Raw genomic sequence first — 23,268 nt, 5'->3', positions numbered from 1 at the left:
GCTCAGCCGGTGAACGGCGTCGCGTCGACGATGACGACCTCGAGGGTCTTGCCGTTGGGCGCCTCGTAGCCGACGGTGTCGCCGACGCTCGCGCCGATGATGGCCGAGCCGAGGGGCGACTGCGGGGAGTAGACCTTGAGGCCGCCGGCGGTGTCCTCCATCTCGCGGGCGCCGAGCAGGAAGGTCTCGGCCTCGTCGTCGGCGTCGCCGACGAACTTGTAGGTCACCTTCATGCCGGGGGAGACGGTGCCGTCGTCGGCCGGGGCCTCGCCGACCTGGGCCTTCTCGAGCATGGCCTCGAGCTGACGGATCTTGCCCTCGAGCTTGCCCTGCTCCTCGCGGGCGGCGTGGTAGCCGCCGTTCTCCTTGAGGTCACCCTCGTCGCGCGCGGCGCTGATGCGGGCGATGATCTCCTGGCGGACGGGGCCCTTGAGGTCCTCCAGCTCGGCGCGCAGCTTGTCGTAGGCGTCCTGGGTCAGCCACACGGCGTCCTGCTCGGTCTGCTGGCTCATCGGTCACTCCTGCTTCGTGTCTGCGTGCGTCCGGTGGTGCTGCTCGGTGGTGCTGCGGATGCACGGGGGTGGTGTGCGAGGGGGTCTCGCGAGAGTGGTCGTCGGGGCGTGGCCACGGCGTCGCCCGCAGGATGCGGGGCGTCCGGTCGGCCGCGCGGGACGATCAGATCGTCCAGTCTAACCAGATCGGGCCGACGAGCGCAGGCTCAGCGGGGCCGGTCCTGGCCCTGTGCGGTGCAGCCGATGCTCTCGACCGACGTGGCCCGCCGTTCGGTGCGGATCTCCACGGTCTGGCGTCGGCCGCGGCCCGGCTCGGGCGTGAAGCTCTTCTGCCCGACCGTGGTGTGGTCCTCGGCGAACGCCCGGACCGTGCACTCGGGACGCACCGCGTCGTCGGCGAGCGTGGTGACCACGACGGCGTTCGCCGTGTGGGTGTCGACCACCTCGAAGGTCTCGAGCTCGGAGGTCACGACCGGGTTGGCGTGGAACCAGATCGTCCAGGCCAGCCACCCGCCGAAGACCACCGCGAGCACGACACCCGCGATGAGGAGCGGGCGGCGCCGACGCGCCGCGGACGCGCCGTACCGCTGGGAGAGCCGGTCGTCGGTGGGTCGCTCGGGACGGGTGGTGCTCACCCCGCAAGACTGACATCCGCGCTGCAATAGTCTGGAACCCGTGACCGCAGCACCCCGCGCCGGACTCCGGCTCATGCACGTGCACGCCCACCCCGACGACGAGTCGAGCAAGGGCGCCGCGTCCACCGCGATGTACGTCGCCCAGGGCGTCGACGTCCACGTCGTGACCTGCACCGGCGGGGAGCGGGGCTCGATCCTCAACCCGAAGATGGAGCGGCCCGACATCCTCGCCAACATGACCGAGGTGCGCCGCCAGGAGATGGAGCGGGCGCGCGACATCCTCGGCATCACCCAGCACTGGCTGGGCTTCGTCGACTCCGGCTGGCCCGAGGGCGACCCGAAGCCGCCGCTGCCGGAGGGGTGCTTCGGCCTGGTGCCGCTCGAGGAGGCGGTGGCGCCGCTGGTGCGCCTGATCCGCGAGGTCCGCCCCCACGTGCTGACGACCTACGACGAGCGCGGCGGCTACCCCCACCCCGACCACGTCAAGTGCCACGAGATCTCGGTGGCGGCGTTCGAGGCCGCGGCCGACCCGGAGCGCTACCCCGACCTGGGCGAGCCGTGGCGGGTCTCGAAGCTCTACTACCACCACTCGTTCAACCGGCCCCGCATGGAGGCGCTGCACGAGGCGATGCTGGCCCACGGGCTGGAGTCGCCCTGGGAGGAGCGGCTGCGAGAGTGGAAGCACGAGCCCGAGTGGGACGCCCGGATCACCACGCGGGTGCCGTGCAGCGACTTCTTCGGTGTGCGCGACCAGGCGCTGCTCGCCCACGCCACCCAGATCGACCCCGACGGCATGTGGTTCGCCATCCCGCGCGAGCTCCAGGCCGAGGTGTGGCCGACCGAGGACTTCGAGCTCGTGACGTCGTACGTCGACAGCCCGACCCCGGAGGACGACCTGTTCGCCGGCATCTCCGCGGACTCCGCCGACTCGGCCGAGTCTGGTGCGGCCTGAGAGGATGGACGCATGATCGCCCCGCAGGCCGTCCTCTCCCAGCTGAGCACCCTGGTGCTGAGTGCTGCCGACCAGGCGCCGCAGCCGGAGGACGTGAAGGCCGGCTGGATGGCGTTCGTCATCTTCATCGCCCTGATCGTCGCGGTGGGCCTGCTCGGGTGGAGCCTGAGCCGGCACCTGCGCAAGGCCCAGGACAACCGCGACGAGGGGCTGTTCGGCGACGAGCCGGCCGAGCAGGAGCAGACGCCCACCTCCGCCGCCGGACCCGCGGCCTGACGAGCCACCCGGACCGGGTACCTCACCGTCTGTGCAGGCCTCCCCGCGACTCGTCGCCGTCCACGAGCCCGCCACGGCCGACGCCGTGGTCGTCGTGCTCCACGGGGGCGCTTCGCGTGGCGACCAGGTCGTCGTCAGCCCGACCCAGCTGTCCGTCGTCCGCATGGTCCCGACGGCGCGTGCGGTCGCCGCGGTGTCGAGGCGTCTCGCGGTCTACCGCCTCCTCAACACCTACCGCGGCTGGGACGCCACGCACACCCCGGTCGACGACGCCGACCGGGCGGTCGACCGGGTGCGCGAGCGGTACGCCGACGCGCCGGTCGGTCTCGTCGGTCACTCACTCGGCGGCCGCGCGGCACTCGAGGCGGGCGACCACCCGGCGGTGCGCAGTGTGGTCGCGCTCAACCCGTGGGTCTACGCCACCGACGACGCCGACCTGAGCGGGCGGCGCGTGCTCTTCGTACACGGCCAGCGCGACCGCGTGGCGTCCCCCCAGCGCGCCGAGCAGGTCGCGCGCCGCATCGGTGCGAGGGCCGATGTCGGCTTCGTGCGGGTGCCCGAGGGCAAGCACGCGATGCTCGCCCACGGCCGGTTCTTCGACCGCGCGGCCGCCCAGTTCAGCGCCGCGGTGCTCCTCGACGACCCCTCGCTCGCGCGCGGCCCGGTGGCCGAGGTGCTGGCCGGCGAGGCGTGGGTGACCGCCTGACGGTCCTGACCCGCTCGACGCGGGGTACCGCTCGCCCATGAGCGATCAGGAGTTCAAGAAGGGCGACCGCGTCGAGTGGGACAGCCACGGCGGCGAGGCGATCGGCAAGGTCGAGAAGAAGATCACCGAGGAGACCGAGGCGGGCGGCCGCAAGGTCAAGGCCTCCGAGGACGACCCGCAGTACCTCGTCAAGAGCGAGAAGTCCGGCGGCGAGGCCGTGCACAAGCCCGACGCACTGAGCAAGACGAACAAGAAGGCCGACTAGCGCGCCGCTGCGCTGGCCGACCGGCCCAGGTGGGTCAGCGCAGCGCGTAGGTCGCCATCGACACGCCCACGTAGTGCGCGGCGAAGGCGAGCACGGTGAACGAGTGGAAGACCTCGTGGAAGCCGAACCAGCGCGGCGACGGGTTCGGCCGCTTGACGCCGTACACGACGCCGCCGGCGGTGTAGAGCGCACCGCCGACGATGATCATCACGAACACCGCGATCCCGATGCCGAGACCGAGGGCGGTGGCGCCCTCGAAGAACGCCGGGATGAAGAAGATCGCTGCCCAGCCGAGAGCGATGTAGATCGGGACGTAGAGCCAGCGCGGGGCGTCGGTCCAGAAGATCCGGAACAGCACCCCCAGGATCGCGCCCGTCCACACGGTGGTCAGCAGCGCGACCTCGGCGGTGCCGTGCAGCAGCAGCAGGCTGAACGGCGTGTAGGAGCCGGCGATCAGCAGGAAGATGTTGGAGTGGTCGAAGCGGCGCAGGAACGCCCACGTCCTCGGTGACCAGGTGCCGGTGTGGTAGATCGCCGACACCGTGAACAGCACCAGCGCGGAGGCGATGAAGACTGCCGAGCCGATCTTCGTGACGGTGGTCGGGGACAGCGCGATGAGGACGATGCCGGCCGCGAGGGTCAGCGGCGCGCTGGCCAGGTGGAGGTAGCCGCGGAGCTTGGGCTTCAGCTCGCGCAGGTCGTCACGCAGGTCGTCGAGCCGCTCGCCGACGGACTCGACGCCTGCGCGCACGGCGTCCGAGATGGGCTGACTCATGGGCGCCAATGTACCGGCGCGGCCTGAGAGGGTCGTTAGGATCGGCGGGTGGCGGACTGGAAGGGCGGACTCCGGAAGGTCGTCTACCCCCTCTACGAGGCGCGGCTGCTGCGCCGCCTGCCGGCCGACCTGCCCAAGCACGTCGGCGTGATGCTCGACGGCAACCGCCGCTGGGCCCGCACCGTCGGCCGCGACACCGCCCACGGCTACCGCGCCGGCGCCGCCAACATCGAGCCCCTCCTCGGCTGGTGCGACGAGGTCGGCATCGAGGTGGTCACGCTCTGGCTGCTCTCGACCGACAACCTCAACCGACCGCCAGAGCAGCTCGGCGGGCTGCTCGGGATCATCGAGGAGGCCGTCGAGTCGCTCGCCCGTCGGCGCCGCTGGCGGCTGCACCCCGTCGGCGCCCTCGACCTGCTGCCGGCGTCGACCTCGGAGCGGCTCAAGGCCGCCGAGGAGGCCACCCGCGACGTGGACGGCATGCTCGTCAACATCGCCGTGGGGTACGGCGGGCGCCGCGAGATCACCGACGCCGTCCGCTCGCTGCTCTCCGAGCACGCCGCCAAGGGCACCTCGCTCGAGGAGCTCGCCCAGATCCTCGACGTCGAGCACATCGCCGAGCACCTCTACACCAAGGGCCAGCCCGACCCCGACCTCGTCATCCGCACCTCCGGCGAGCAGCGGCTCGGCGGCTTCCTGCTGTGGCAGAGCGCGAAGTCGGAGTTCTACTTCTGCGAGGCCTACTGGCCCGACTTCCGCCGCGTCGACTTCCTGCGTGCGATCCGGGCCTACGGGCTCCGCGAACGACGGTACGGCTCTTAAGGAAGCGCTGATCAATGGCAGGGGGCGGTGTCAGCCCCGCCCCAGCACGCACACGAGCGGCTTCTCCTCGGTCGCCGTGCCTCCGGCACGGCTCCCTCGTCGGCACCACTCGTGCACGCACCGGGACGACCCTGACATCCACCCCCATTGATCAGCACTTCCTTAACAGGCCGTTCACCCCACGGTCGGGCGTGTCGGTCCTGGACACCCAGCGTCGCGGCGTACCGTCGCAGACAACGACGGGTGGGGAAGCCCGTCGCGCTGGGAGGCCCGGGCGTGTTGATCCACGACTGCAGTGCGAGGAGCGGTGCGCCGCGTCTCGCCCGCGGAGGCCGGCACTCCGGCCTCCGGGTGCTCTCCCGGTCCGTGCAGGAGAGCTAGGGCCGGGGCGAGGAGTGCGCGCGCCGGTTCGCGGAGGGTGACCCCGTGGCAGCGAACGACAGCCAGGCGCAGCAGCAGGTCCGCACGTACGTCCTCGACACCAGCGTCCTGCTGGCCGACCCCGGGGCGCTGCGGCGCTTCGAGGAGCACGAGGTCGTCCTCCCGGTGGTGGTCATCACCGAACTGGAGGGCAAGCGTCACCACCCCGAGCTGGGCTACTTCGCCCGCAGCTCGCTCCGGATGCTCGACGAGCTCCGGGTCACCTTCGGACGCCTCGACGAGCCCGTGCCCGTCGGTGACCTCGGCGGCACGCTGCGCGTCGAGCTCAACCACACGAGCCCCGACGCGCTCCCGAGCGGCTTCCGCCTCGGCGACAACGACACCCGCATCCTGGCCGTCGCCAAGAACCTCGCCGACGAGGGTCGCGCCGTCACGCTGGTCAGCAAGGACCTGCCGCTGCGCATCAAGGCGTCCGCGGTGGGCCTCGACGCCCAGGAGTACCGCGGCGAGACCATCTCCGAGTCCGACCCGGGCTACTCCGGCATGGCCGAGCTCGAGGTCCTCGCGAGCGACCTCGACGAGCTCTACGACGACGGCGTGCTCGACCTCGACGCCGCCCGCGAGCTGCCCTGCCACTCCGGTCTCGTGCTGCTCTCCGACCGGGGTACGGCGCTCGGCCGGGTCGGCAGCGACAAGCGCGTGCACCTGGTGCGCGGCGACCGCGAGGCGTTCGGCATCCACGGCCGCTCGGCCGAGCAGCGCATCGCGCTCGAGACGCTGCTGGACCCCGAGGTCGGCATCGTCTCGCTCGGCGGCCGCGCCGGCACCGGCAAGTCAGCGCTCGCCCTGTGCGCCGGTCTCGAGGCGGTGCTGGAGCGCAACGAGCACAAGAAGGTCGTGGTGTTCCGCCCGCTCTTCGCGGTCGGCGGTCAGGAGCTCGGCTACCTGCCCGGCTCGGAGGCCGAGAAGATGGGTCCCTGGGCCCAGGCGGTCTTCGACACCCTCGGCGCCGTCACCTCGCGCGAGGTCATCGAGGAGATCCTCGCCCGCGGGATGCTCGAGGTGCTCCCGCTGACCCACATCCGCGGTCGCTCGCTGCACGACGCCTACGTCATCGTCGACGAGGCGCAGTCGCTCGAGCGCAACGTGCTGCTCACCGTCCTCTCGCGCATCGGCGCCAACTCCAAGGTCGTGCTCACCCACGACGTCGCCCAGCGCGACAACCTGCGCGTGGGACGTCACGACGGCATCGTCGCGGTCGTCGAGAAGCTCAAGGGCCACCCGCTCTTCGCCCATGTCACCCTCACCCGCTCCGAGCGCTCGCCGATCGCCGCGCTCGTCACGGAGATGCTGGAGAGCGTCTCGCTCTGAGGCTGTCACCTGCCGCCACGCGGGCCCTGCGGGGCCCGTGTGGCGGCTGTGACGCGTGAGTCATCCGTTCGTCCACAGCGTGGGTGGTTGGGTTTGCAACCACCCAGGGCCTCATGCATGGTGGACGGGGCCCGAGGCCGGGCCTCCCTCGTCTGAACCTCGTCCCAGCCCCGTCAGATTGGTTTCGCCACCTCGTGTCGTCGTACGTCAAGCACGCGCCGAAGCACCGCGCGAAGCACCGGGCGCCCCGCGCCCGCCGCGCACCCAAGGTGGCCCTCAAGACCTCGCTGACGCTCTCCTCGATGGCCGTCGTCGCGACCGGTCTGGCGGTCGGCTCCGGCTCGAGCCTGCTCGGCGGGCCCGACGCGACCGTCGCCGCGTCGGCGAGTGCCCGCACCGCGGTCGCCGGCACCACCGACGTCAACGGCTCCGGTGCGTCGAGCGGCCAGGCAAGCGGCACCTCCGCGACGTCTCAGGACGCGCCGGCCGCCGACGCGGCTCAGGACGCCCCCGACGCCGAGGCGAGCGAGACGACCACGCTGACCGCGCGCGCTCCCGAGGTCACCCGCAGCGAGTCCCGCGTGCCGGCGGCCGACCCGCTCAAGCGCGAGACCCTCGACCTCGGTGACAGCAACGCGCTGACCCGCACCGAGGACCTGTCCGACGAGGACCCCCGCACGATCGCGCAAGCTCTGCTGCCCGAGTTCGGCTTCGACCAGGACCAGTTCGGCTGCCTCGACTCGCTGTGGACCCGCGAGTCCGGCTGGAACCCCTCGGCCGACAACCCGTCCAGCTCCGCCTACGGCATCCCCCAGGCGCTCCCCGGCTCCAAGATGTCCAGCGCCGGCGCCGACTGGGCCACCAACCCGGTCACCCAGATCCGGTGGGGCCTCGGCTACATCCGCGACCGCTACGGCTCGCCCTGCGCGGCCTGGGGCCACAGCGAGGCGCAGGGCTTCTACTGAGCCCTGCGGTCTGACCCCGCGCCCGACAGCGGGCTCACGCGTGGGTCGCGTGCTCGTGCTCGCCGTGCCGGGCGGACTCGAACTGGATCGTCGAGTGCTCGATGTCGAAGTCGTCGTGGATGCACGCCTGCAGCTCGTCGAGCATCGCCCCGAGGTGGCCGTCGTGGAAGCACGAGTCGTCGACCACGACGTGGGCGGTGAGCACAGGGAGCCCGGTGGCGACCTGGGTGGCGTGCAGGTCGTGGACCTCGGTCACGTGGGGCAGGCGCAGGATGCGCTCGCGCACGTCGCCGAGGTCGAGGCCCCGCGGGACCGACTCGAGCAGCACGTCGACGCTGTCGCGCAGCAGCCGCAGCGTGCGCGGGATGATCAGCACCCCGATCAGCAGTGAGGCGAGGGCGTCGGCGCGGAGGAAGCCGGTGGTGGCGACCAGGACGGCCGCGACGATGACGGCGACCGAGCCGAGCGCGTCGTTCGCGACCTCGAGGAACGCCGCCCGCATGTTCATGTTGTCGGCGCGACCGGAGGCGAGGACCAGAAGTCCGACAGCGTTGCCGGCCAGGCCGACGACGCCGAAGACGAGCATCGCGGTCGAGCCGACCTCGTCGGGCGAGATGAGCCGTCGCACGGCTTCCACCAGGACGTAGCCACCGACGGCGAGCAGGACCGCGGCCTGGGCGGCCGCGCCGAGCACCTCGGCGCGCTGGTAGCCGTAGGTGCGCTGGCTGTTGGCCGGGCGGCGCATCAGGACGGCCGCGATGAGCCCGAGGGTGAGGCCGGCGACGTCGGTGAGCATGTGGGCGGCGTCGGCGAGCAGTGCGAGGCTGCCCGAGACGACGGCGCCGACCACCTCGACGACGAAGACCGTGAGGGTGATGGCGAGGACGACGGCGAGCCGCCCGCGGTGGTCGGCGAGCTCGGGCCCACCGTGCCCGTGCCCGTGCCCGTGCCCGGACGCGTGGGATGCGGTCATCGTGCGCTCCCGAGGGTGTCGATCGAGAGGGGCGCCGCGCCGCAGTCGCAGTCGCACCCACCGGTGGTCGTCGGCTCTGATGTGGCGCCGAGCGGTCCGCAGCACGCGTCGCCGCGCCACGCGCCGAGGCCCTCGCGCACCGCGACGGCCGCGATCACGAGCCCGGCGAGCGGGTCGGCCCACGCCCACCCGAGCGTCGCGTTGAGCAGGAGGCCGACCAGCAGGACGGCCGACAGGTAGGTGCACAGCAGGGTCTGGGTGGCGTCGGCCACCACCGCGCCCGAGCCGAGCGCCCGTCCGGTGCGGCGCTGCGCCCAGGACAGGAACGGCATCACGACCAGCGACGCCGCGGCGAGCACGATGCCCACCGTGGACGACTCCGGCTCGTGGCCGGTGACGAGCGCTCGGCCCGACTCGACGGCGACGTACGCCGCGAGGGCGAAGAACGAGACGGCCATCAGCCGCAGCGCCCGGCGTTCGCGGGACTCAGGCACGGGGTGGCGGAACTGCCACAGGACGATCAGGCCCGACGACACCTCGACGACGGAGTCGAGGCCGAAGCCGACGAGCGCGACCGACCCGGCGACCAGGCCGGCGGAGACGGCGATGACGGCCTCGACGACGTTGTAGGCGACCGAGGCGCCGGCGAGCAGCTGTGCGCGACGCCCGAGTCGGGTGCGCTCGGCCGCGCTGGGAGCGGGGGCGCCTGTCACGACGGTCATCGGCGGGCCTCGGTGCCGTGGGTGGAGCACAGGGTGACGGCCTCCCCGGTCAGGTCGAGCAGGTGCTCGGCCGCCCGGAACAGCACATCGAGGGCCTCGGGGTGGCTCAGCGAGTAGACCGACGCCCGGCCGACCGGTCGCACCTGCACGAGCCCGCAGTCGCGCAGGCACGCGAGGTGCTTCGACACCGTCGACTGGGCGAGCCCGAGGTGGGCGGTCAGGTCGGTCACTCGGTGCTCGCCGAGCGCGAGGTGGCGCAGGATGACGAGCCGGGACGGGTCGGAGAACCCGTGGAACAGGCAGGCAGCCGCGTCCAGGTGGGCCGCGTGCGTCTCAACGCTCTCGGGTGCTTTCATCGCCACACGGCGATGATGGCCTGCCTGGCGGCCGAAGCGCAACCCGCCCGCCGGTGGTCGAGCCAGGGCGGAGCCGCGTTGCCGGTGGTTGAAGCAGGGCGGCGCCGCGTTGCCGGTGGTTGAAGCAGGGCGGAGCCGCGCTGCCGGTGGTTGAGGAAGGACGGAGTCCTGTCTCGAAACCACCCGCTGCGGAGAAGGGTTTCGAGACGGTCGCCAGAGCGACCTCCTCAACCACCGGGCGGTGGAGACGGGTCGGCGTCAGGAGGCGGTGAGGACACGTAGGTCCCCGGTGCGCGTGACCGCGGCGAAGTGGCGGCGCAGCGCAGACTCGAGCCGGTCTTCGGTGCGGTCGTCGTCAGGTCCCTCGACCACCGCGACGAGCCGACCTCCGGGTCGCAGGACGCGACGCAGTTCGCCGAGGCCGCGGTCGAGGTCTGCGAGGTGGTCCAGCACCCGCACCGCCACGGCCACGTCGTACGACGCCTCGCCGGCGAGCAGGGTGCCCACGTCCATGAGCTGGGCGGGCACCCCGCGGGCGCGGGTGAGCTCGACGGCCGCGGGCGAGGCGTCGGTGGCGAGGTAGGCGACGTGCGGGTGCGCGGTTGTGAACCGCTCTGCGAACGCCCCGTCGCCGCACCCGACCTCGAGCACGTCGGGCATGGCCCGGCCCGTGGGCAGGCCGTCGAGGACGAGCCGGAGGACCACCTCGTCGTGCTCGCCGGCGTCGCTCACGGGTGCGTCATCGACTCCACGTCGAGCGCCTCGTCGAGCTGCGCCTCGGTGAGCTCGCCGCGCTCGACGTAGCCGAGCCGGATCACGGTCTCGCGGATGGTGGCGCCGTCGGCGAGGGCCTGCTTGGCGACCTTTGCGGCGGCCTCGTAGCCGATGTGCTTGTTGAGCGGAGTGACGACCGAGGGGGAGGACTCGGCATAGGCACGCATCCGCTCGGCGTTCGCGGTGATGCCGTCGACGCAGCGCTCGGCCAGGACGCGGGAGGTGGCGGCGAGGAGGCGGGTCGACTCCAGGACGTTGCGCGCGATCACCGGCATGGCGACGTTGAGCTCGAAGGAGCCGCTGGCGCCGGCGGCGGTGACGGCGGCGTCGTTGCCGACGACCTGGAAGCAGACCATGAGCGTCGCCTCCGGGAGGACCGGGTTGACCTTGCCGGGCATGATGCTCGATCCCGGCTGCAGGTCGGGCAGGTGGATCTCGGCCAGGCCGGTGGTGGGGCCCGACGACATCCAGCGCAGGTCGTTGCAGATCTTGGTGAGGCCGACGGCGTACGTGCGCAGCGCCCCGCTGAGCTCGACGAGCGAGTCGCGGGTCCCCTGGGCCTCGAAGTGGTTGCGGGCCTCGGTGAACTCCTCACCCGTTGCCCGGGAGAGCTCGGCGATCACCTGCTCGGGGAAGCCGGCCGGGGTGTTGATGCCCGTGCCGACCGCGGTGCCGCCCAGCGGCAGCTCGCGCACCCGGGGCAGGACCGAGCCGAGCCGCTCGGCGGCGTAGCGCACGGTCGCGGCGTACCCGCCGAACTCCTGGCCGAGCATCACGGGCGTGGCGTCCATGAGGTGGGTGCGACCGGACTTCACGAGCCCGGCGAACTCCACGGCCTTCGCCTCGAGCGAGGAGGCCAGCGTGTCGAGGGCCGGGAGCAGGTCACCGGTCACCGCCAAGGCGGCGGCGACGTGGATGGCGGTGGGGAAGGTGTCGTTGCTCGACTGCGAGGCGTTGACGTGGTCGTTGGGGTGGACCTCGGTGCCGGCCCGCGCGGCGAGGGAGGCGATGACCTCGTTGGCGTTCATGTTGGAGCTCGTGCCCGAGCCCGTCTGGAAGACGTCGATGGGGAACGCCTCGTCGTGCTGGCCCGCCGCCACCTCGCGCGCGGCGGCGGCGATGGCGTCGGCCTGCTCGCCGGGCAGCACGCCGAGCGCACCGTTGACGACCGCGGCGGCCGCCTTGACCTGACCGATGGCGTGGACCAGGGCGGGCTCGATCGGGGTGCCGCTGATGGGGAAGTTCTCGACCGCGCGCTGGGTCTGGGCCCGCCACAGGGCGTCGCGAGGCACCTGCACCTCGCCCATCGAGTCGTGCTCGGTCCGAAATGCGTCGTCTGCAGCCACGCCTCGAAACTACCCTCGCCCGGTGGAACCGATCGCCGACGACCTCGTCCGTGCCTGGCCACCGTTCGGGGTCCGCATCACCTGCGGACCCCTCGAGATGAGGGCACTGCGCGACGGCGACTTCTCCGAGGTCTTCGCGGTGCTGCGCGAGGGGGTGCACGCGCCCGAGCGGCGTGTGTTCTACGTGCCGTGGACCGACTCGACGGGCGTGCAGCTCGAGCGCGAGTTCGCCCAGTTCCACTGGCGGCAGCGGGCCGAGATGAGTCCCGAGCGGTGGGCTCTGGAGCTCGGGGTGTGGCACGAGGGGAGTTTCGTGGGCATGCAGGGCGTGAGCACGAGCGACTTCCCCGTCACCCGCACCGGTGAGACCGGCTCGTGGCTGGGGCGGCGCTTCCACGGTCGGGGGATCGGCACCCTGATGCGCCAGGCCCTCTGCGTCGCCTGCTTCGACCACCTCGGCTTCGAGGAGGTCACCTCGGGAGCCTTCTCCGACAACCCCGAGTCGCTCGGCGTCTCGCGCAAGGTGGGCTACGTCCGCGACGGCGAGTCTCGCCTGGTCCGCGACGGCGCCGTGGCGACCAACGTGCGCCTCGTGCTCACCCCCGACGCGCTCGTGCGGCCGTCGTACGCCGTGGAGGTGGAGGGCGCGGCGGCGTTCCTGGACCTCGTCGGCGCGGGTCAGGCGCGCGCGACGTAGAGCCAGTAGGCCTCGTCGCGCTCCTGCAGGCGGACCTGCTGGGGCAGCTCCTCGGCCGCGCCGAAGACCGCGCGCAGGGCGTCGAGCAGGTCGGGGGCCTCGGCGGCCGACCAGACGACCAGGGCACCGCCGGGGCGCAGCACCGCGCGCGCCGACGCCAGGGCGGGGGCCTGGTAGAGCGTCGCGTTGGCCTCGTGGACGAGGTAGCCCGGGCCGTTGTCGACGTCGAGCAGCACCAGGTCGTACGACGCGGGGCGGGCCTCCGCCAACGCGACGGCCACGTCGGCCACGACGACGCCGACCCGGTCGTCCGCGAGCAGGGCCGGCCCGTGGGGCACGAGCCCCGAGCGCATCCACTCGACCAGCGCCGGCTCGATCTCGACGACGGCGCACCGCTCCACCCGCGAGTCGGCGAGGACCTCGTGCATCGTGTAGCCGAGCCCGAGGCCGCCGACCACGACCGCGCGGGGCTCCTCGACGAGCGCGAGGGCGGCCGTGGCCATGGCGCGCTCGCTGCTCACCTCGAGGGTGTCCATCACGAAGACGCCGTTGGCGCGCAGCTCCAGCGAGGCCGGGCCCGAGGCGGGCCGGCGCTCGCGCAGCACCAGCTCGCCGCGCTCGGACTCGGCTCGGGCGAGCTCCACGATCTCCACCCTGTCGTCCACGCCGTCGTTCACCCAGCCATCTTCGCGGGTGGGTGTGCCTCCCGCGGGCGTCGGGCACCGGACGTGCATGAGTGACGAGCAGGGTCAGGTGTCCGAGGCCGAGAACCTGAGGGGTCCGGCGGCGCCGGTCGCCGACAGCCAGGCGATCGCCGGCGACCCGGCCAACGACGACGACGGTCGCAACGAGGGCGCCGCCGGTCCCAACGCCAACACCAACCAGGGTGACGGCACCGGTGAGCCCGAGGACGGGAGCGACGCCGCCACCGCCGGCGGCTGAGGCTTCGGCTGGTCGAGGAGGTCGCGCCAGCGACCGTCTGGAACCACCGCCGATGATGACGTGGTTTCGAGACAGGACTCCGTCCTTCCTCGACCACCACCGAGGCGGTCAGGCAGTCGGCTCGGCGCTCCTGACCCGGATTCCGCTGATCGGCACGGTGACGGCACCGCCCGGGTCGGTGAAGAAGTCGTTGCCCTTGTCGTCGACGACGATGAAGGCGGGGAAGTCCTCGACCTCGATCTTCCAGACCGCCTCCATGCCGAGCTCCTCGTACTCCAGCACGGAGACGGACTTGATGCAGTCCTGGGCGAGCCGGGCGGCGGGGCCGCCGATGGAGCCGAGGTAGAACCCGCCGTGGGCGGCGCACGCGTCGGTCACGGCCTTCGACCGGTTGCCCTTGGCGAGCATCACCTTGGACCCGCCGGCCGCCTGGAACTGCTCGACGTAGGAGTCCATGCGCCCGGCGGTGGTGGGGCCGAAGGAGCCGGAGGCGTAGCCCTCGGGGGTCTTGGCCGGGCCGGCGTAGTAGACGGCGTGGTCGCGCAGGTAGTCGGGCATCTCCTCGCCGGCGTCGAGCCGCTCCTTGATCTTGGCGTGGGCGATGTCGCGGGCCACGACCAGCGGGCCGGTGAGCGAGAGCCGGGTCTTGACCGGGTGACGGCTCAGCTCGGCGAGGATGTCGGTCATCGGACGGTTCAGGTCGATGCGGACGACGTCCTGCTCCTCGCCGGGGCCGGCCTCGGTGGGCTGGGTGGCGCCGGTGGCGGGGAGGTACTGCGCCGGGTCGGTCTCGAGCTGCTCGAGGAAGACGCCTTCGGCGGTGATCTTGCCGAGCGCCTGGCGGTCGGCCGAGCACGAGACCGCGATCGCCACCGGGCAGGAGGCGCCGTGGCGGGGCAGGCGCACGACGCGCACGTCGTGGCAGAAGTACTTGCCGCCGAACTGCGCGCCGATGCCGAACGACTGCGTGAGCTCGAAGACCTCCTGCTCGAGCTCGAGGTCACGGAACCCGTGGGCGCTCATCGAGCCCTCGGTCGGCAGCGCGTCGAGGTAGTGCGCCGAGGCGTACTTCGCGGTCTTGAGCGCGAACTCCGCCGAGGTGCCGCCGATCACGATGGCGAGGTGGTACGGCGGGCACGCGGCGGTGCCGAGCGAGCGGATCTTCTCGTCGAGGAAGGAGCGCATCCGGGCCGGGTTGAGCACGGCCTTGGTCTCCTGGAACAGGAACGACTTGTTGGCCGAGCCGCCACCCTTGGCCATGAACAGGAACTTGTACTCCGGACGCCCGGCGTGGTCCGGCGTGGCGTAGAGCTCGATCTGGGCCGGCAGGTTGGAGCCGGTGTTCTTCTCCTCCCAGGTCGTCAGCGGCGCGAGCTGGGAGTAGCGCAGGTTGAGCCGGGTGTAGGCGTCGAAGACGCCGCGCGAGATGGCCTCGCCGTCGTCGGCGCCGGTGAGCACGCCCTCGGACTTCTTGCCCATGACGATCGCGGTGCCGGTGTCCTGGCACATCGGGAGGACGCCGCCGGCGGAGATGTTGACGTTCTTGAGCAGGTCGAGGGCAACGAACCGGTCGTTGCCCGAGGCCTCCGGGTCGTCGATGATCCGGCGCAGCTGCGCGAGGTGCGCGGGGCGCAGGAAGTGGGCGATGTCGTGCATCGCCTCCTCGGTCAGCCTCCGGATCGCCTCCGGCTCGACCTGCAGGAACGTGCGCCCGCCGGCCTCGACCGTCGAGACGCCCTCGGTGGTGACGAGCCGGTAGGGCGTCTCGTCGGCCCCGATGGGCAGCAGGTCGGAGTAGCGGAACTCGGGTTCGGCAGCCACGAGCGACGAGTATCGCTCACCGTCGTAGGTTGAGGGCATGTCGGGTGAGCTGAGCCCGCGCGAGGGCCCGGACCCCGCGCTCCTGCGGATCTCCGACGCCGAGCGCCACCAGGTCGCCGAGCTGCTGCGCGAGGCCGCCGGCGAGGGGCGTCTCGACCTCGACGAGCTCGACGAGCGCCTCGCCGCGACGTACGCCGCCCGCACCTACGCCGACCTCGTCCCGATCACCGCCGACCTCCCGACCCAGGCGCCGACCCAGGCGCCGACCCAGGCGAGCGGCCGGACGGCGCCGGCGCAGGTCGACGGCCCCGAGCGCGAGAGCCACGTCGCCGTGATGAGCGGCCTGAAGCGCTCGGGGACCTGGACCGTGCCGCGGCAGATGACGGTCTTCGCGATGATGGGCGGCGCCGAGCTCGACCTGCGGCACGCGACGTTCACCGCCGACGAGGTCACCCTCACCATCAACGTGTTCATGGGCGGCGCCACCGTCGTCGTCGGGCCGCGCACCCGGGTCGTCATGGAGGGCGTCGGCATCATGGGCGGCTACTCCGGCCCCTCGGGCCTCGTCGACGCCGACCTCGACCCCTCCTCGCCCGTCGTCCGCGTCCGCGGCGTCGCCATCTGGGGCGGCGTCAGCGTCGAGCGCAAGCAGGGCTGACCTGGCTGACGGAACCCCAGCATCTGCTGGGATCGCCAACGTTCTGGGGTGTTGCAACGCCCCAGAACGTTGCGGACCCCAGCAGATGCTGGGATTCCTCGGGGGCCTAGTGAGCCGGGGGAGCGGTGGTGTCGCGGACGACGAGGGTGGCGGGCACCTCGACGTCGGCGACCGTCCCACCAGCGAGGAGGCCGACCACGAGCTCGGCGGCGAGGCGCCCCTGGTCGGTGACGTGCTGGTCGACGGTCGTCGTGCCCAGGGTCTCGCCCAGCGGGTGGCCGTCGACGCCGATGACCGAGAGGTCCTCCGGCACCCGCAGCCCGACCCGGCGGGCGTGGGCGATCGCGGAGAAGGCCAGCTCGTCGGAGTAGGCGAAGACCGCGGTCGGCGGCTCGGGCAGGGCGAGCAGCCGGGCGAGTCCGCGCGCGCCCGCGTCGACGCCGTACGACTCCGAGGCGAGCAGCTCGTCGGAGGCGTCGAGGCCCGCGTCGCGCAGGGTGGTGCGCCAGGCCTCGGTGCGCTGGACGTCGGCGGACCACACGGCCCCGTCGGTGTCGTTGGTGCGCAGCATCGCCACGCGGCGGTGGCCGAGGTCCAGCAGGTGGCGTACGGCAGTCCGGCCGGCGGCCAGGTCGTCGACGGCGACGTGGGGGAAGTCGCGCACGGTGCCGCCGGCGACCACGACGTGGGCACCCATCAGGTCGAGGCGTGCGACCTCGGTCTGCGAGAGCGGCAGCGCCGTGAGCAGCACGGCGTCGGCCTTGCGCCGCGCCGGCAGCTCGCGCAGGAAGCGCGTGCGCTCCTGCTCGCCCTCGGTCTCGTAGACGAGCATGTCGAGGTCGGCCGCGCGCAGCACTGGCGCCATCGCGCCCAGCATCGCGCCGTAGAACCACGCCTCGAGCCGGGGGACGACGACGGCGACCCGTCCGGTGTGGCCGCGCGACAGCGCTGAGGCCTCGGGGGAGATGACGTAGGAGAGCTCGCGGGCGATGTCGCGCACGCGGTCGCGGGTCGGCTGGCTGACGCCCGGCACGTCGCGCAGAGCGCGCGAGACCGTGGCGATGGAGACCCCGGCCAGGCGAGCGACATCAGCCATGTTCACCGAGGGGTTCACAGAGGGGTTGACCGCCCCCGGCTCTGGTGCACCCCCGTCCACGTCAAGGCACCCTACCGGTCCTGCAAACGTTTGCCACCGGCCCTTGACGACGCGATGTGATCTGGACCACCCTGACAGTGGCCCATGCAAACGTTTTCATGGTTCGTCACGATCGCGGAACGGCCCCGCGCCGGTCCTGTACAAACGCGTGGTCCGCAGTTAGACAGGGGTACAACTCTGTGACCGCAGTCACGCAGCAGTCGACAGTGCGGCCCGCCCGGGCGGACCGCCACCACGGTGAGGGAGATCAGATGGGTGCCAGGACCAGGCGGCGGCTCGCGACGATCGGGGTGGTGGCGCTGAGCGCCGTGGCCCTCTCGGGCTGCCTGCAGGACCCCGACGCCGGCGGCGGGGGAGCAGGCGGCGGGGCCGGCCAGCTCGCCGACAACGCCTCCACCGACGGTGACAAGAAGGTCACCATCCTCGGCGCGTACGGCGGTGACGAGCAGGCCAACTTCGAGAAGGCGCTCGCGCCGTTCGAGGAGCAGACCGGCATCCAGATCGAGTACACCAGCGACACCGACTTCACGACCACGATCAAGACCCGCGTCGCCGCCGGCGACGCCCCCGACATCGCGTTCTTCCCCCAGCCCGGCGGCCTCCTCGAGCTCGCGCGCTCGGGCGACGTGCAGCCGATCGACACGTTCCTCGACGTGGGGTCGCTCGAGAAGACGCTGGTCCCCGGCCTGCTCGACTCCGCGCGACTCACCGGCGACCCGACGGGCGACAACGCCGTGACCGGCGCCGGCCGCATCTACGGCGCCCCGATGCGCCTGGCCAACAAGAGCCTGGTCTGGTACCCGAAGAAGGCCTGGGACGCCGCCGGCTACCAGGTGCCGAAGACGCTGGAGGAGCTCACCGCGCTCTCCGCCCAGATCAAGCAGACCGGCATCACGCCGTGGTGCATGGCCTGGAACGCCGACCAGGCGACCGGCTGGGTCGGCACCGACTGGATCGAGCAGTACGTCCTCTCGCTCTACGGCCCCGACGTCTACAACGAGTGGACCTCGCACCAGATCCCGTTCAACGACCCGCAGATCACCAAGGCCTTCGACGACTTCGGAGCGATCGCCAAGACCCAGGGCGAGGTCTACGGCGGCGTGCAGACCGTGATCAACACCCAGGTCGCCGAGTCGATGGTGCCGGCGTTCCGCCAGCCCGCCGAGTGCATGCTCGAGCGCCAGGGCTCCTTCGAGATCTCGTTCCTGCCCGCCGCGATCCAGGCCGACCTCGACAACGAGGTGGGGGTCTTCCCGTTCCCCGCCGCCGAGGAGTCCGCCGAGGCGCCGCCGATCCTCGGTGGCGGTGACCTCGCCGCGCTGTTCAACGGCAACGACGAGGACGCGATCAAGGTCATGCAGTTCCTGACCTCCGACCAGTTCGGCGCCGAGTGGGCGCAGGCCGGTGGCTGGCTCTCGCCGCACCGCACGTTCGACGCCTCGAACTACCCCAACCAGACCACCAAGGACATCGCCGAGGCCGCCACCAGCGCCTCCGAGGTCGTCTTCGACGGCTCCGACGTGATGCCGAAGGAGGTCGGCTCCGGGACGTTCTGGACCGGGATGGTCAACTGGATCCAGGGGCAGTCGTCGCAGGAGACCACCGACGCGATCGAAGCGAGCTGGCCGCAGTGAGCGCCCGCACGCAGGACCCGGAGCTGACCGGGACCGAGCCGGAGCCAGTGGGCCCGGGCATCGGCGCCCGCGAGACCGAGGCCGCCGTCCCGGCCAAGATCCTCCTCGGCCTGGTGGGCATGGTGGTGGTCGGCTGGTTCGTCGCCAACGCCTCGCTGGCCTTCGCCTACTACCCCGGCTGGTTCGCCAACAGCAAGGTGCTCATCGGCCTGCTGGCGCTGGTCGTGGGGGTGGGTGGCGCGTACTTCTTCTTCTACTTCCTCAACACCTTCGTCGAGGGGCTGCCGGGCCGGATCTCCCGGGGGCTGATGCCCTACGCGTTCCTCGCACCGGGCTACGCGCTGATCGCGCTGATGCTGCTCTACCCGACCATCCAGACGATCAACTACTCCTTCGCCAACTCCGACGCGACGGCGTACGTCGGGCTGGAGAACTACCGCACGGTGCTCGGCTCGCAGGAGTTCCGCTCCGCGATCCTCAACAACGTGCTGTGGCTGATCATCGTGCCGGCCGTGACGGTGTTCTTCGGCGTGATCATCGCCGTGCTCGCCGACAAGCTCTCCACCCGTGGCGAGAAGGTCTCCAAGAGCGTCATCTTCCTGCCGATGGCGATCTCGTTCGTCGGTGCCTCGACGATCTGGCTGCTCGTCTACCAGTACGACCCGGCCAACGAGGACGCCACCGGCCTGCTCAACGCCGTGTGGCGCGCGGTCGGCGGGGAGCCGCAGAGCTGGCTGCAGAACTCCGGCCTGCGGCTCAACTCGCTGCTGATGATGGTCATCTTGGTGTGGCTGCAGGTCGGCTTCGCGATGATCTTGCTCAGCTCGGCCATCAAGGGAGTCCCCGAGGACACCCTCGAGGCCGCGCGCATCGACGGCGCCTCGGAGCTGCAGATCTTCTTCCGGGTCGTGATCCCGCAGATCAAGGGCACGATCATCACGGTCTTCATCACCGTCGTGATCCTGGTCCTCAAGGTCTTCGACATCGTCTACGTGCTCACCGACGGTCGCGACAAGACCCAGGTGATCGCCAACCTGTTCTTCGCCAAGCTGTTCCGCGACAGCCAGTCCGGGCAGGCCTCCGCCATCGTCGTGATCCTGCTGCTCGCGGTCACGCCGGTCCTGATCTACCAGGTCCGCCACTTCCGCCGAGAGGAGCTGGGTCGATGACCGTCGACGTCACCAAGACGCCCAGCGAGGTCGCCGAGGCCTCGCGCACCGAGCCGCGCCGGGTGCGCACGCGCGGCATCATGGCCGACGGCCGTCCGCGCAGCACCACCTCGATCATCACCATGGTCGTCCTGTGCGTGCTGTGGACGCTGCCGACCGTCGGTCTGCTCGTCACCTCGCTGCGCGACCGCGACGCCCAGGCCGAGACCGGCTGGTGGACGGCGCTGTGGAACGGCGGCTGGACCTTCGACAACTACCGCGGGGTCTTCGGCAGCGCCGACATCGGCACCTCGCTGCTCAACAGCGTGATCGTCGCGGTCCCGGCCACGATCATCCCGATCATGTTCGCCGCGTTCGCGGCGTACGCCTTCTCGTTCATGGACTTCCGCGGCAAGGACGTGCTGTTCATCGCGATCGTCGCGGTGATGGTGGTGCCGATCCAGGTGGCCTTCCAGCCGCTGCTCAACCTGTTCGGTCCCAACGGGCTCGGCATCTCCGGGCAGTTCATCGGCGTGTGGATCCTGCACACCGGCTTCGGCATGCCGCTGGCCATCTACACGCTGCGCAACTACATGGCGACGCTGCCGAAGACGGTCATCGAGTCGGCCAAGATCGACGGGGCCACCCACTTCCAGACGTTCTGGCGGCTCATCGTGCCGATGTCGGTGCCGGTCATCGCGGCGTTCGCGATCCTGCAGTTCCTGTGGGTGTGGAACGACCTCCTGATCGCCAAGCTGTTCCTCACCACCGACAACGCCACCGTCATCGTCAAGCTGCAGGGGCTGCTGGGCGCCCAGGGTCAGGGCACGGAGTTCCTGCCCGCCGGGGCGTTCATCTCGATGGTGATCCCGATGATCGTCTTCTTCACCCTCCAGCGCTTCTTCGTCCGGGGCCTGACCTCGGGGGCCGTGAAGGGCTAGGAGGCTGTTGGTCAATGGGGGTGGATGTCAGCGTCGTCGCGGTGCGTGCACGAGTGGTGCCGACGAGGGAGCCGTGCCGGAGGCACGGCGACTGAGGAGAAGCCGCTCGGGTGCGTGCTGGGGCGGGGCTGACGCCGCCCCTTGCCATTGATCAGCAGTCTCCTAGCAGAATCCACCGGGTGAACGACCCCGTCGCCGGCGCGACCACCGACCCCGTCGTCCACCTGACCCGCGAGGGCGTGAGCATCCTGCTCACGCCCTCGCTGTCGGGTGTGCCCGTCGTGCTCCACTGGGGCGCCGCGCTCGGCGAGCTCGACCCCGCCGCCCTCGACGGCGCGGCGGCCGCGCTGGTGCCCGGCACGTCGCACTCGGCCCTCGACGCGCCGCGCCAGCGTGGGGTCGTCGGCGAGAACGTCACCGGCTTCACCGGCCTGCCCGGCCTCGAGGGGTTCCGGCCCGCGGGCGGGTCCGCCTGGGCGCCGCGGCTGCGGTCGTGGGCGTGGGACGTCGACGACTCGGGCGAGCCCGACACCGATGCGCTCGTCACGCTCACCTCGAGCGACGACGAGGCGGGCTGGGGCGTGCGCGTCGAGCTGCAGCTCACCCGCGAGGGCCTCGTGCGGATGCGCACCTCGGTCACCAACACCGGCGACTCGCCGCTGGTCCTCGCCGCCGTGCGCACCGCGCTGCCCGTGCCGGGGCGCGCGAGCGAGCTGCTCGACATGACGGGGCGCTGGTGCCGCGAGCGCACCCCCGTGCGCCGGTCCTGGACCGCGGGCACCCACCTGCGCGAGGGCCGCCACGGCCGCACCGGCCACGACGCCACGCTGCTGCTGGCCGCCGGCACCCCCGGCTTCGGGTTCGGCCAAGGCGAGGTGTGGGCCACGCACGTCGCGTGGAGCGGCGACCACCAGGCCTACGCCGAGCGCACCCCCGAGGGCGAGTGCCTGCTCGGCGGCGGCGAGCTCCTCGGCCCCGGCGAGGTCGTGCTCGACCCCGGTGCGTCGTACGCCGGACCGTGGCTGGTCGGCAGCTTCTCGCCCACCGGGCTCGACGCCGCCTCGGCGCGGCTGCACGGCTGGCTGCGCCGGCACTCCCCGCGCACCCGGCGTACTCGCCCGGTGGTGGTCAACACCTGGGAGGCGGTCTACATGCAGCACGACCTGCCGACGCTGAGCTCCCTGGCCGAGGCGGCCGCGGCCGTCGGGGTCGAGCGGTTCGTGCTCGACGACGGGTGGTTCACCGGTCGCCGCACCGACCACGCGGGGCTCGGCGACTGGCAGGTCGACGCCGACGTCTGGCCCGACGGGCTGCACCCGCTCATCGCCCGGGTCCACGCCCTGGGCATGGACTTCGGGCTGTGGGTCGAGCCGGAGATGGTCAACGAGGACTCCGACCTCGTGCGCGCCCACCCCGACTGGGTGCTGCGCGGGCGCGAGGCGCTGCCCGACCCGTGGCGCCACCAGCAGGTGCTCGACCTCCAGCACCCCGACGCCTACGCCCACGTGCGCGACGCGCTCGTCGCGCTGCTCGACGAGTACGACATCGCCTTCCTCAAGTGGGACCACAACCGCGACCTCGTCGACGTCTCCCACGGTGGCCGGCCGGCCGTGCACGGCCAGACGCTGGCCTTCTACCGGCTGCTCGACGAGCTGCGCGAGCACTCACCGGGTCTCGAGATCGAGTCGTGCGCCTCCGGCGGCGGCCGGATCGACCTCGGGGTGCTCACCCGCACCGACCGGGTCTGGCCGAGCGACACGATCGACGCCGTCGAGCGGCAGCGCATCAACCGCTGGACCTCGCTCCTGGTGCCGCCGGAGATGCTCGGCGCCCACCTCGGCGGGCCGGTGGCGCACACGACCGGGCGCACGCTGCCGACCGGCTTCCGTGCCGCCACCGCGCTGCTCGGCCACTTCGGCATCGAGTGGGACCTGCGCACCCTCACCGACGCCGAGCGCGACGAGGTCGCCGCCTGGGTCGCGCTGCACCGCGAGCTGCGCCCGCTCCTGCTCGACGGCACGCTCGTGCGCGGCGACCACCACGACCCCGCGGTCGTGGTCAGCGGCGTCGTCTCCGCCGACCGCCGCGAGGGGTGGTACGTCGTGGCGACCGTCGACACCCCCGTCACCCAGTCCGTCGGCCCCGTCCGCCTCCCCGGGCTCGACCGCGGCGCGTCGTACGACGTCGTCGACCGCACCCCCGCCGGCCCCGGCCACCGGGCCTCGATGGGCACCACCTGGCTCGACGGCGACGGGGTCGTCCTCGGCGGGGCCGCTCTCGCCGAGCTCGGCGTCGGCTTCCCCGCCATGGCCCCCGAGGCGGCGCGGGTGCTGCACGTGACGGCGCGCTAGCCGCACCGGTGGTTGAGGTGAGGACGAAGTCCTGACGCTCCTATGTCTGGTCAAGGGCTGGGTGTTGCAGGTGTCGGTAGAGGTCTCTG

The 23,268-nt window shown here is 72.0% G+C and carries 25 protein-coding genes; 14 read left to right on the top strand and 11 right to left on the bottom strand.

Going from position 1 to position 23,268, the window contains the following annotated elements:
- Positions 1 to 2: 2 nt before the first annotated feature.
- Entirely contained in the window at positions 3 to 512 is a 510-nt protein-coding gene (gene greA, locus GRQ65_RS18235; RefSeq protein WP_160879431.1) for a transcription elongation factor GreA, read from the bottom strand.
- Positions 513 to 718: 206 nt separating this feature from the next.
- Complete coding sequence (locus tag GRQ65_RS18230) at positions 719 to 1,147, bottom strand: DUF4307 domain-containing protein (RefSeq protein WP_160879430.1); 429 nt, start codon at positions 1,145 to 1,147, stop codon at positions 719 to 721.
- Between the two features lie 73 nt (positions 1,148 to 1,220).
- Here GRQ65_RS18230 and mca point away from each other — a divergent pair, with 73 nt between their 5' ends.
- Genes mca through GRQ65_RS18210 form a run of 4 tightly spaced genes read left to right on the top strand, consistent with a single transcriptional unit; the run spans position 1,221 to position 3,346 of the window.
- Complete coding sequence (gene mca / locus GRQ65_RS18225; protein ID WP_160879555.1) at positions 1,221 to 2,099, top strand: mycothiol conjugate amidase Mca; 879 nt, start codon at positions 1,221 to 1,223, stop codon at positions 2,097 to 2,099.
- 12 nt (positions 2,100 to 2,111) lie between these two features.
- Positions 2,112 to 2,375, top strand: a complete 264-nt coding sequence (locus tag GRQ65_RS18220) for a hypothetical protein (RefSeq protein ID WP_160879429.1) — start codon at positions 2,112 to 2,114, stop codon at positions 2,373 to 2,375.
- 31 nt (positions 2,376 to 2,406) lie between these two features.
- The gene (locus GRQ65_RS18215; protein WP_160879428.1) at positions 2,407 to 3,081 is read left to right on the top strand and encodes an alpha/beta fold hydrolase; all 675 of its coding nucleotides are present in this window, start codon (positions 2,407 to 2,409) and stop codon (positions 3,079 to 3,081) included.
- 37 nt (positions 3,082 to 3,118) lie between these two features.
- Positions 3,119 to 3,346 carry a hypervirulence associated TUDOR domain-containing protein gene (locus GRQ65_RS18210; RefSeq protein ID WP_160879427.1) on the top strand — a complete coding sequence of 76 codons (228 nt, stop codon included), beginning with the start codon at positions 3,119 to 3,121 and terminating at the stop codon, positions 3,344 to 3,346.
- A 34-nt stretch (positions 3,347 to 3,380) separates the two neighbouring features.
- Here the strand turns inward: GRQ65_RS18210 and trhA are convergent, their stop codons facing one another.
- Positions 3,381 to 4,121: a PAQR family membrane homeostasis protein TrhA gene (trhA, locus tag GRQ65_RS18205; RefSeq protein ID WP_160879426.1), complete on the bottom strand. Its 741-nt coding sequence runs from the start codon at positions 4,119 to 4,121 to the stop codon at positions 3,381 to 3,383.
- Between the two features lie 48 nt (positions 4,122 to 4,169).
- On the opposite strand from trhA, the gene GRQ65_RS18200 reads away from it, so the two are divergent.
- The 3 genes from GRQ65_RS18200 to GRQ65_RS22230 all read left to right on the top strand — a co-directional run bounded on the left by GRQ65_RS18200 (position 4,170) and on the right by GRQ65_RS22230 (position 7,660).
- The gene (locus GRQ65_RS18200; protein WP_160879425.1) at positions 4,170 to 4,943 is read left to right on the top strand and encodes an isoprenyl transferase; all 774 of its coding nucleotides are present in this window, start codon (positions 4,170 to 4,172) and stop codon (positions 4,941 to 4,943) included.
- Positions 4,944 to 5,369: 426 nt separating this feature from the next.
- A complete protein-coding gene (gene phoH2 / locus GRQ65_RS18195) occupies positions 5,370 to 6,695 on the top strand; it encodes an RNA 5'-3' helicase PhoH2 (protein ID WP_160879424.1) in 1,326 nt (441 codons plus the stop codon).
- A 194-nt stretch (positions 6,696 to 6,889) separates the two neighbouring features.
- Complete coding sequence (locus GRQ65_RS22230; protein ID WP_202388337.1) at positions 6,890 to 7,660, top strand: aggregation-promoting factor C-terminal-like domain-containing protein; 771 nt, start codon at positions 6,890 to 6,892, stop codon at positions 7,658 to 7,660.
- A 34-nt stretch (positions 7,661 to 7,694) separates the two neighbouring features.
- Here GRQ65_RS22230 and GRQ65_RS18185 read toward each other — a convergent pair whose 3' ends face one another.
- From GRQ65_RS18185 to GRQ65_RS18165, 5 genes are all read right to left on the bottom strand, one after another.
- On the bottom strand, positions 7,695 to 8,633 hold the full coding sequence (locus GRQ65_RS18185) for a cation diffusion facilitator family transporter (protein ID WP_160879423.1): 939 nt from the start codon (positions 8,631 to 8,633) through the stop codon (positions 7,695 to 7,697).
- Entirely contained in the window at positions 8,630 to 9,355 is a 726-nt protein-coding gene (locus tag GRQ65_RS18180) for a cation diffusion facilitator family transporter (protein ID WP_160879422.1), read from the bottom strand. Before GRQ65_RS18180 ends, GRQ65_RS18185 begins: the two co-directional genes overlap by 4 nt.
- Positions 9,352 to 9,711 carry an ArsR/SmtB family transcription factor gene (locus tag GRQ65_RS18175; RefSeq protein ID WP_160879421.1) on the bottom strand — a complete coding sequence of 120 codons (360 nt, stop codon included), beginning with the start codon at positions 9,709 to 9,711 and terminating at the stop codon, positions 9,352 to 9,354. The genes GRQ65_RS18180 and GRQ65_RS18175 overlap by 4 nt, the downstream gene beginning before the upstream one ends.
- A 258-nt stretch (positions 9,712 to 9,969) precedes the next feature.
- Entirely contained in the window at positions 9,970 to 10,443 is a 474-nt protein-coding gene (locus tag GRQ65_RS18170) for a methyltransferase (RefSeq protein WP_160879420.1), read from the bottom strand.
- Positions 10,440 to 11,792, bottom strand: coding sequence for a class II fumarate hydratase (locus GRQ65_RS18165; RefSeq protein ID WP_202388349.1), 1,353 nt, complete (start codon positions 11,790 to 11,792; stop codon positions 10,440 to 10,442). The genes GRQ65_RS18170 and GRQ65_RS18165 overlap by 4 nt, the downstream gene beginning before the upstream one ends.
- Positions 11,793 to 11,853: 61 nt before the next feature.
- Between GRQ65_RS18165 and GRQ65_RS18160 the strand changes: the two genes are divergently transcribed.
- Positions 11,854 to 12,528 (top strand): GNAT family N-acetyltransferase, encoded by a 675-nt coding sequence (locus GRQ65_RS18160; protein ID WP_337191858.1) that lies wholly within the window; start codon positions 11,854 to 11,856, stop codon positions 12,526 to 12,528.
- Here GRQ65_RS18160 and GRQ65_RS18155 read toward each other — a convergent pair.
- On the bottom strand, positions 12,510 to 13,205 hold the full coding sequence (locus GRQ65_RS18155; RefSeq protein WP_337191857.1) for a spermine/spermidine synthase domain-containing protein: 696 nt from the start codon (positions 13,203 to 13,205) through the stop codon (positions 12,510 to 12,512). The two genes, GRQ65_RS18160 and GRQ65_RS18155, sit on opposite strands and share 19 nt — an antisense overlap.
- Positions 13,206 to 13,260: 55 nt before the next feature.
- Between GRQ65_RS18155 and GRQ65_RS18150 the strand changes: the two genes are divergently transcribed.
- Entirely contained in the window at positions 13,261 to 13,470 is a 210-nt protein-coding gene (locus tag GRQ65_RS18150) for a hypothetical protein (protein WP_160879417.1), read from the top strand.
- Positions 13,471 to 13,578: 108 nt separating this feature from the next.
- Here the strand turns inward: GRQ65_RS18150 and GRQ65_RS18145 are convergent, their stop codons facing one another.
- On the bottom strand, positions 13,579 to 15,291 hold the full coding sequence (locus GRQ65_RS18145; protein WP_337191856.1) for a fumarate hydratase: 1,713 nt from the start codon (positions 15,289 to 15,291) through the stop codon (positions 13,579 to 13,581).
- A gap of 37 nt (positions 15,292 to 15,328) precedes the next feature.
- On the opposite strand from GRQ65_RS18145, the gene GRQ65_RS18140 reads away from it, so the two are divergent.
- A complete protein-coding gene (locus tag GRQ65_RS18140) occupies positions 15,329 to 15,949 on the top strand; it encodes a DUF1707 SHOCT-like domain-containing protein (RefSeq protein WP_160879415.1) in 621 nt (206 codons plus the stop codon).
- 106 nt (positions 15,950 to 16,055) lie between these two features.
- Here the strand turns inward: GRQ65_RS18140 and GRQ65_RS18135 are convergent, their stop codons facing one another.
- Complete coding sequence (locus tag GRQ65_RS18135; RefSeq protein WP_160879414.1) at positions 16,056 to 17,045, bottom strand: LacI family DNA-binding transcriptional regulator; 990 nt, start codon at positions 17,043 to 17,045, stop codon at positions 16,056 to 16,058.
- Positions 17,046 to 17,356: 311 nt separating this feature from the next.
- Here GRQ65_RS18135 and GRQ65_RS18130 point away from each other — a divergent pair, with 311 nt between their 5' ends.
- From GRQ65_RS18130 to GRQ65_RS18115, 4 genes are all read left to right on the top strand, one after another.
- Complete coding sequence (locus GRQ65_RS18130; protein WP_160879413.1) at positions 17,357 to 18,739, top strand: ABC transporter substrate-binding protein; 1,383 nt, start codon at positions 17,357 to 17,359, stop codon at positions 18,737 to 18,739.
- Positions 18,736 to 19,908 carry a carbohydrate ABC transporter permease gene (locus tag GRQ65_RS18125; protein WP_337191855.1) on the top strand — a complete coding sequence of 391 codons (1,173 nt, stop codon included), beginning with the start codon at positions 18,736 to 18,738 and terminating at the stop codon, positions 19,906 to 19,908. The genes GRQ65_RS18130 and GRQ65_RS18125 overlap by 4 nt, the downstream gene beginning before the upstream one ends.
- Positions 19,905 to 20,828, top strand: a complete 924-nt coding sequence (locus GRQ65_RS18120) for a carbohydrate ABC transporter permease (protein ID WP_237448501.1) — start codon at positions 19,905 to 19,907, stop codon at positions 20,826 to 20,828. The genes GRQ65_RS18125 and GRQ65_RS18120 overlap by 4 nt, the downstream gene beginning before the upstream one ends.
- Positions 20,829 to 21,007: 179 nt before the next feature.
- Positions 21,008 to 23,179 (top strand): alpha-galactosidase, encoded by a 2,172-nt coding sequence (locus GRQ65_RS18115; RefSeq protein ID WP_337191854.1) that lies wholly within the window; start codon positions 21,008 to 21,010, stop codon positions 23,177 to 23,179.
- The last annotated feature ends 89 nt before the right edge of the window (positions 23,180 to 23,268 follow it).

The sequence above is a fragment of the Nocardioides flavescens genome (assembly GCF_009823805.1).
GTDB lineage: Bacteria > Actinomycetota > Actinomycetes > Propionibacteriales > Nocardioidaceae > Nocardioides > Nocardioides flavescens.
Note: the sequence above shows the minus strand (reverse complement) of the source record. Positions and strands in the feature narration are given on the sequence as shown.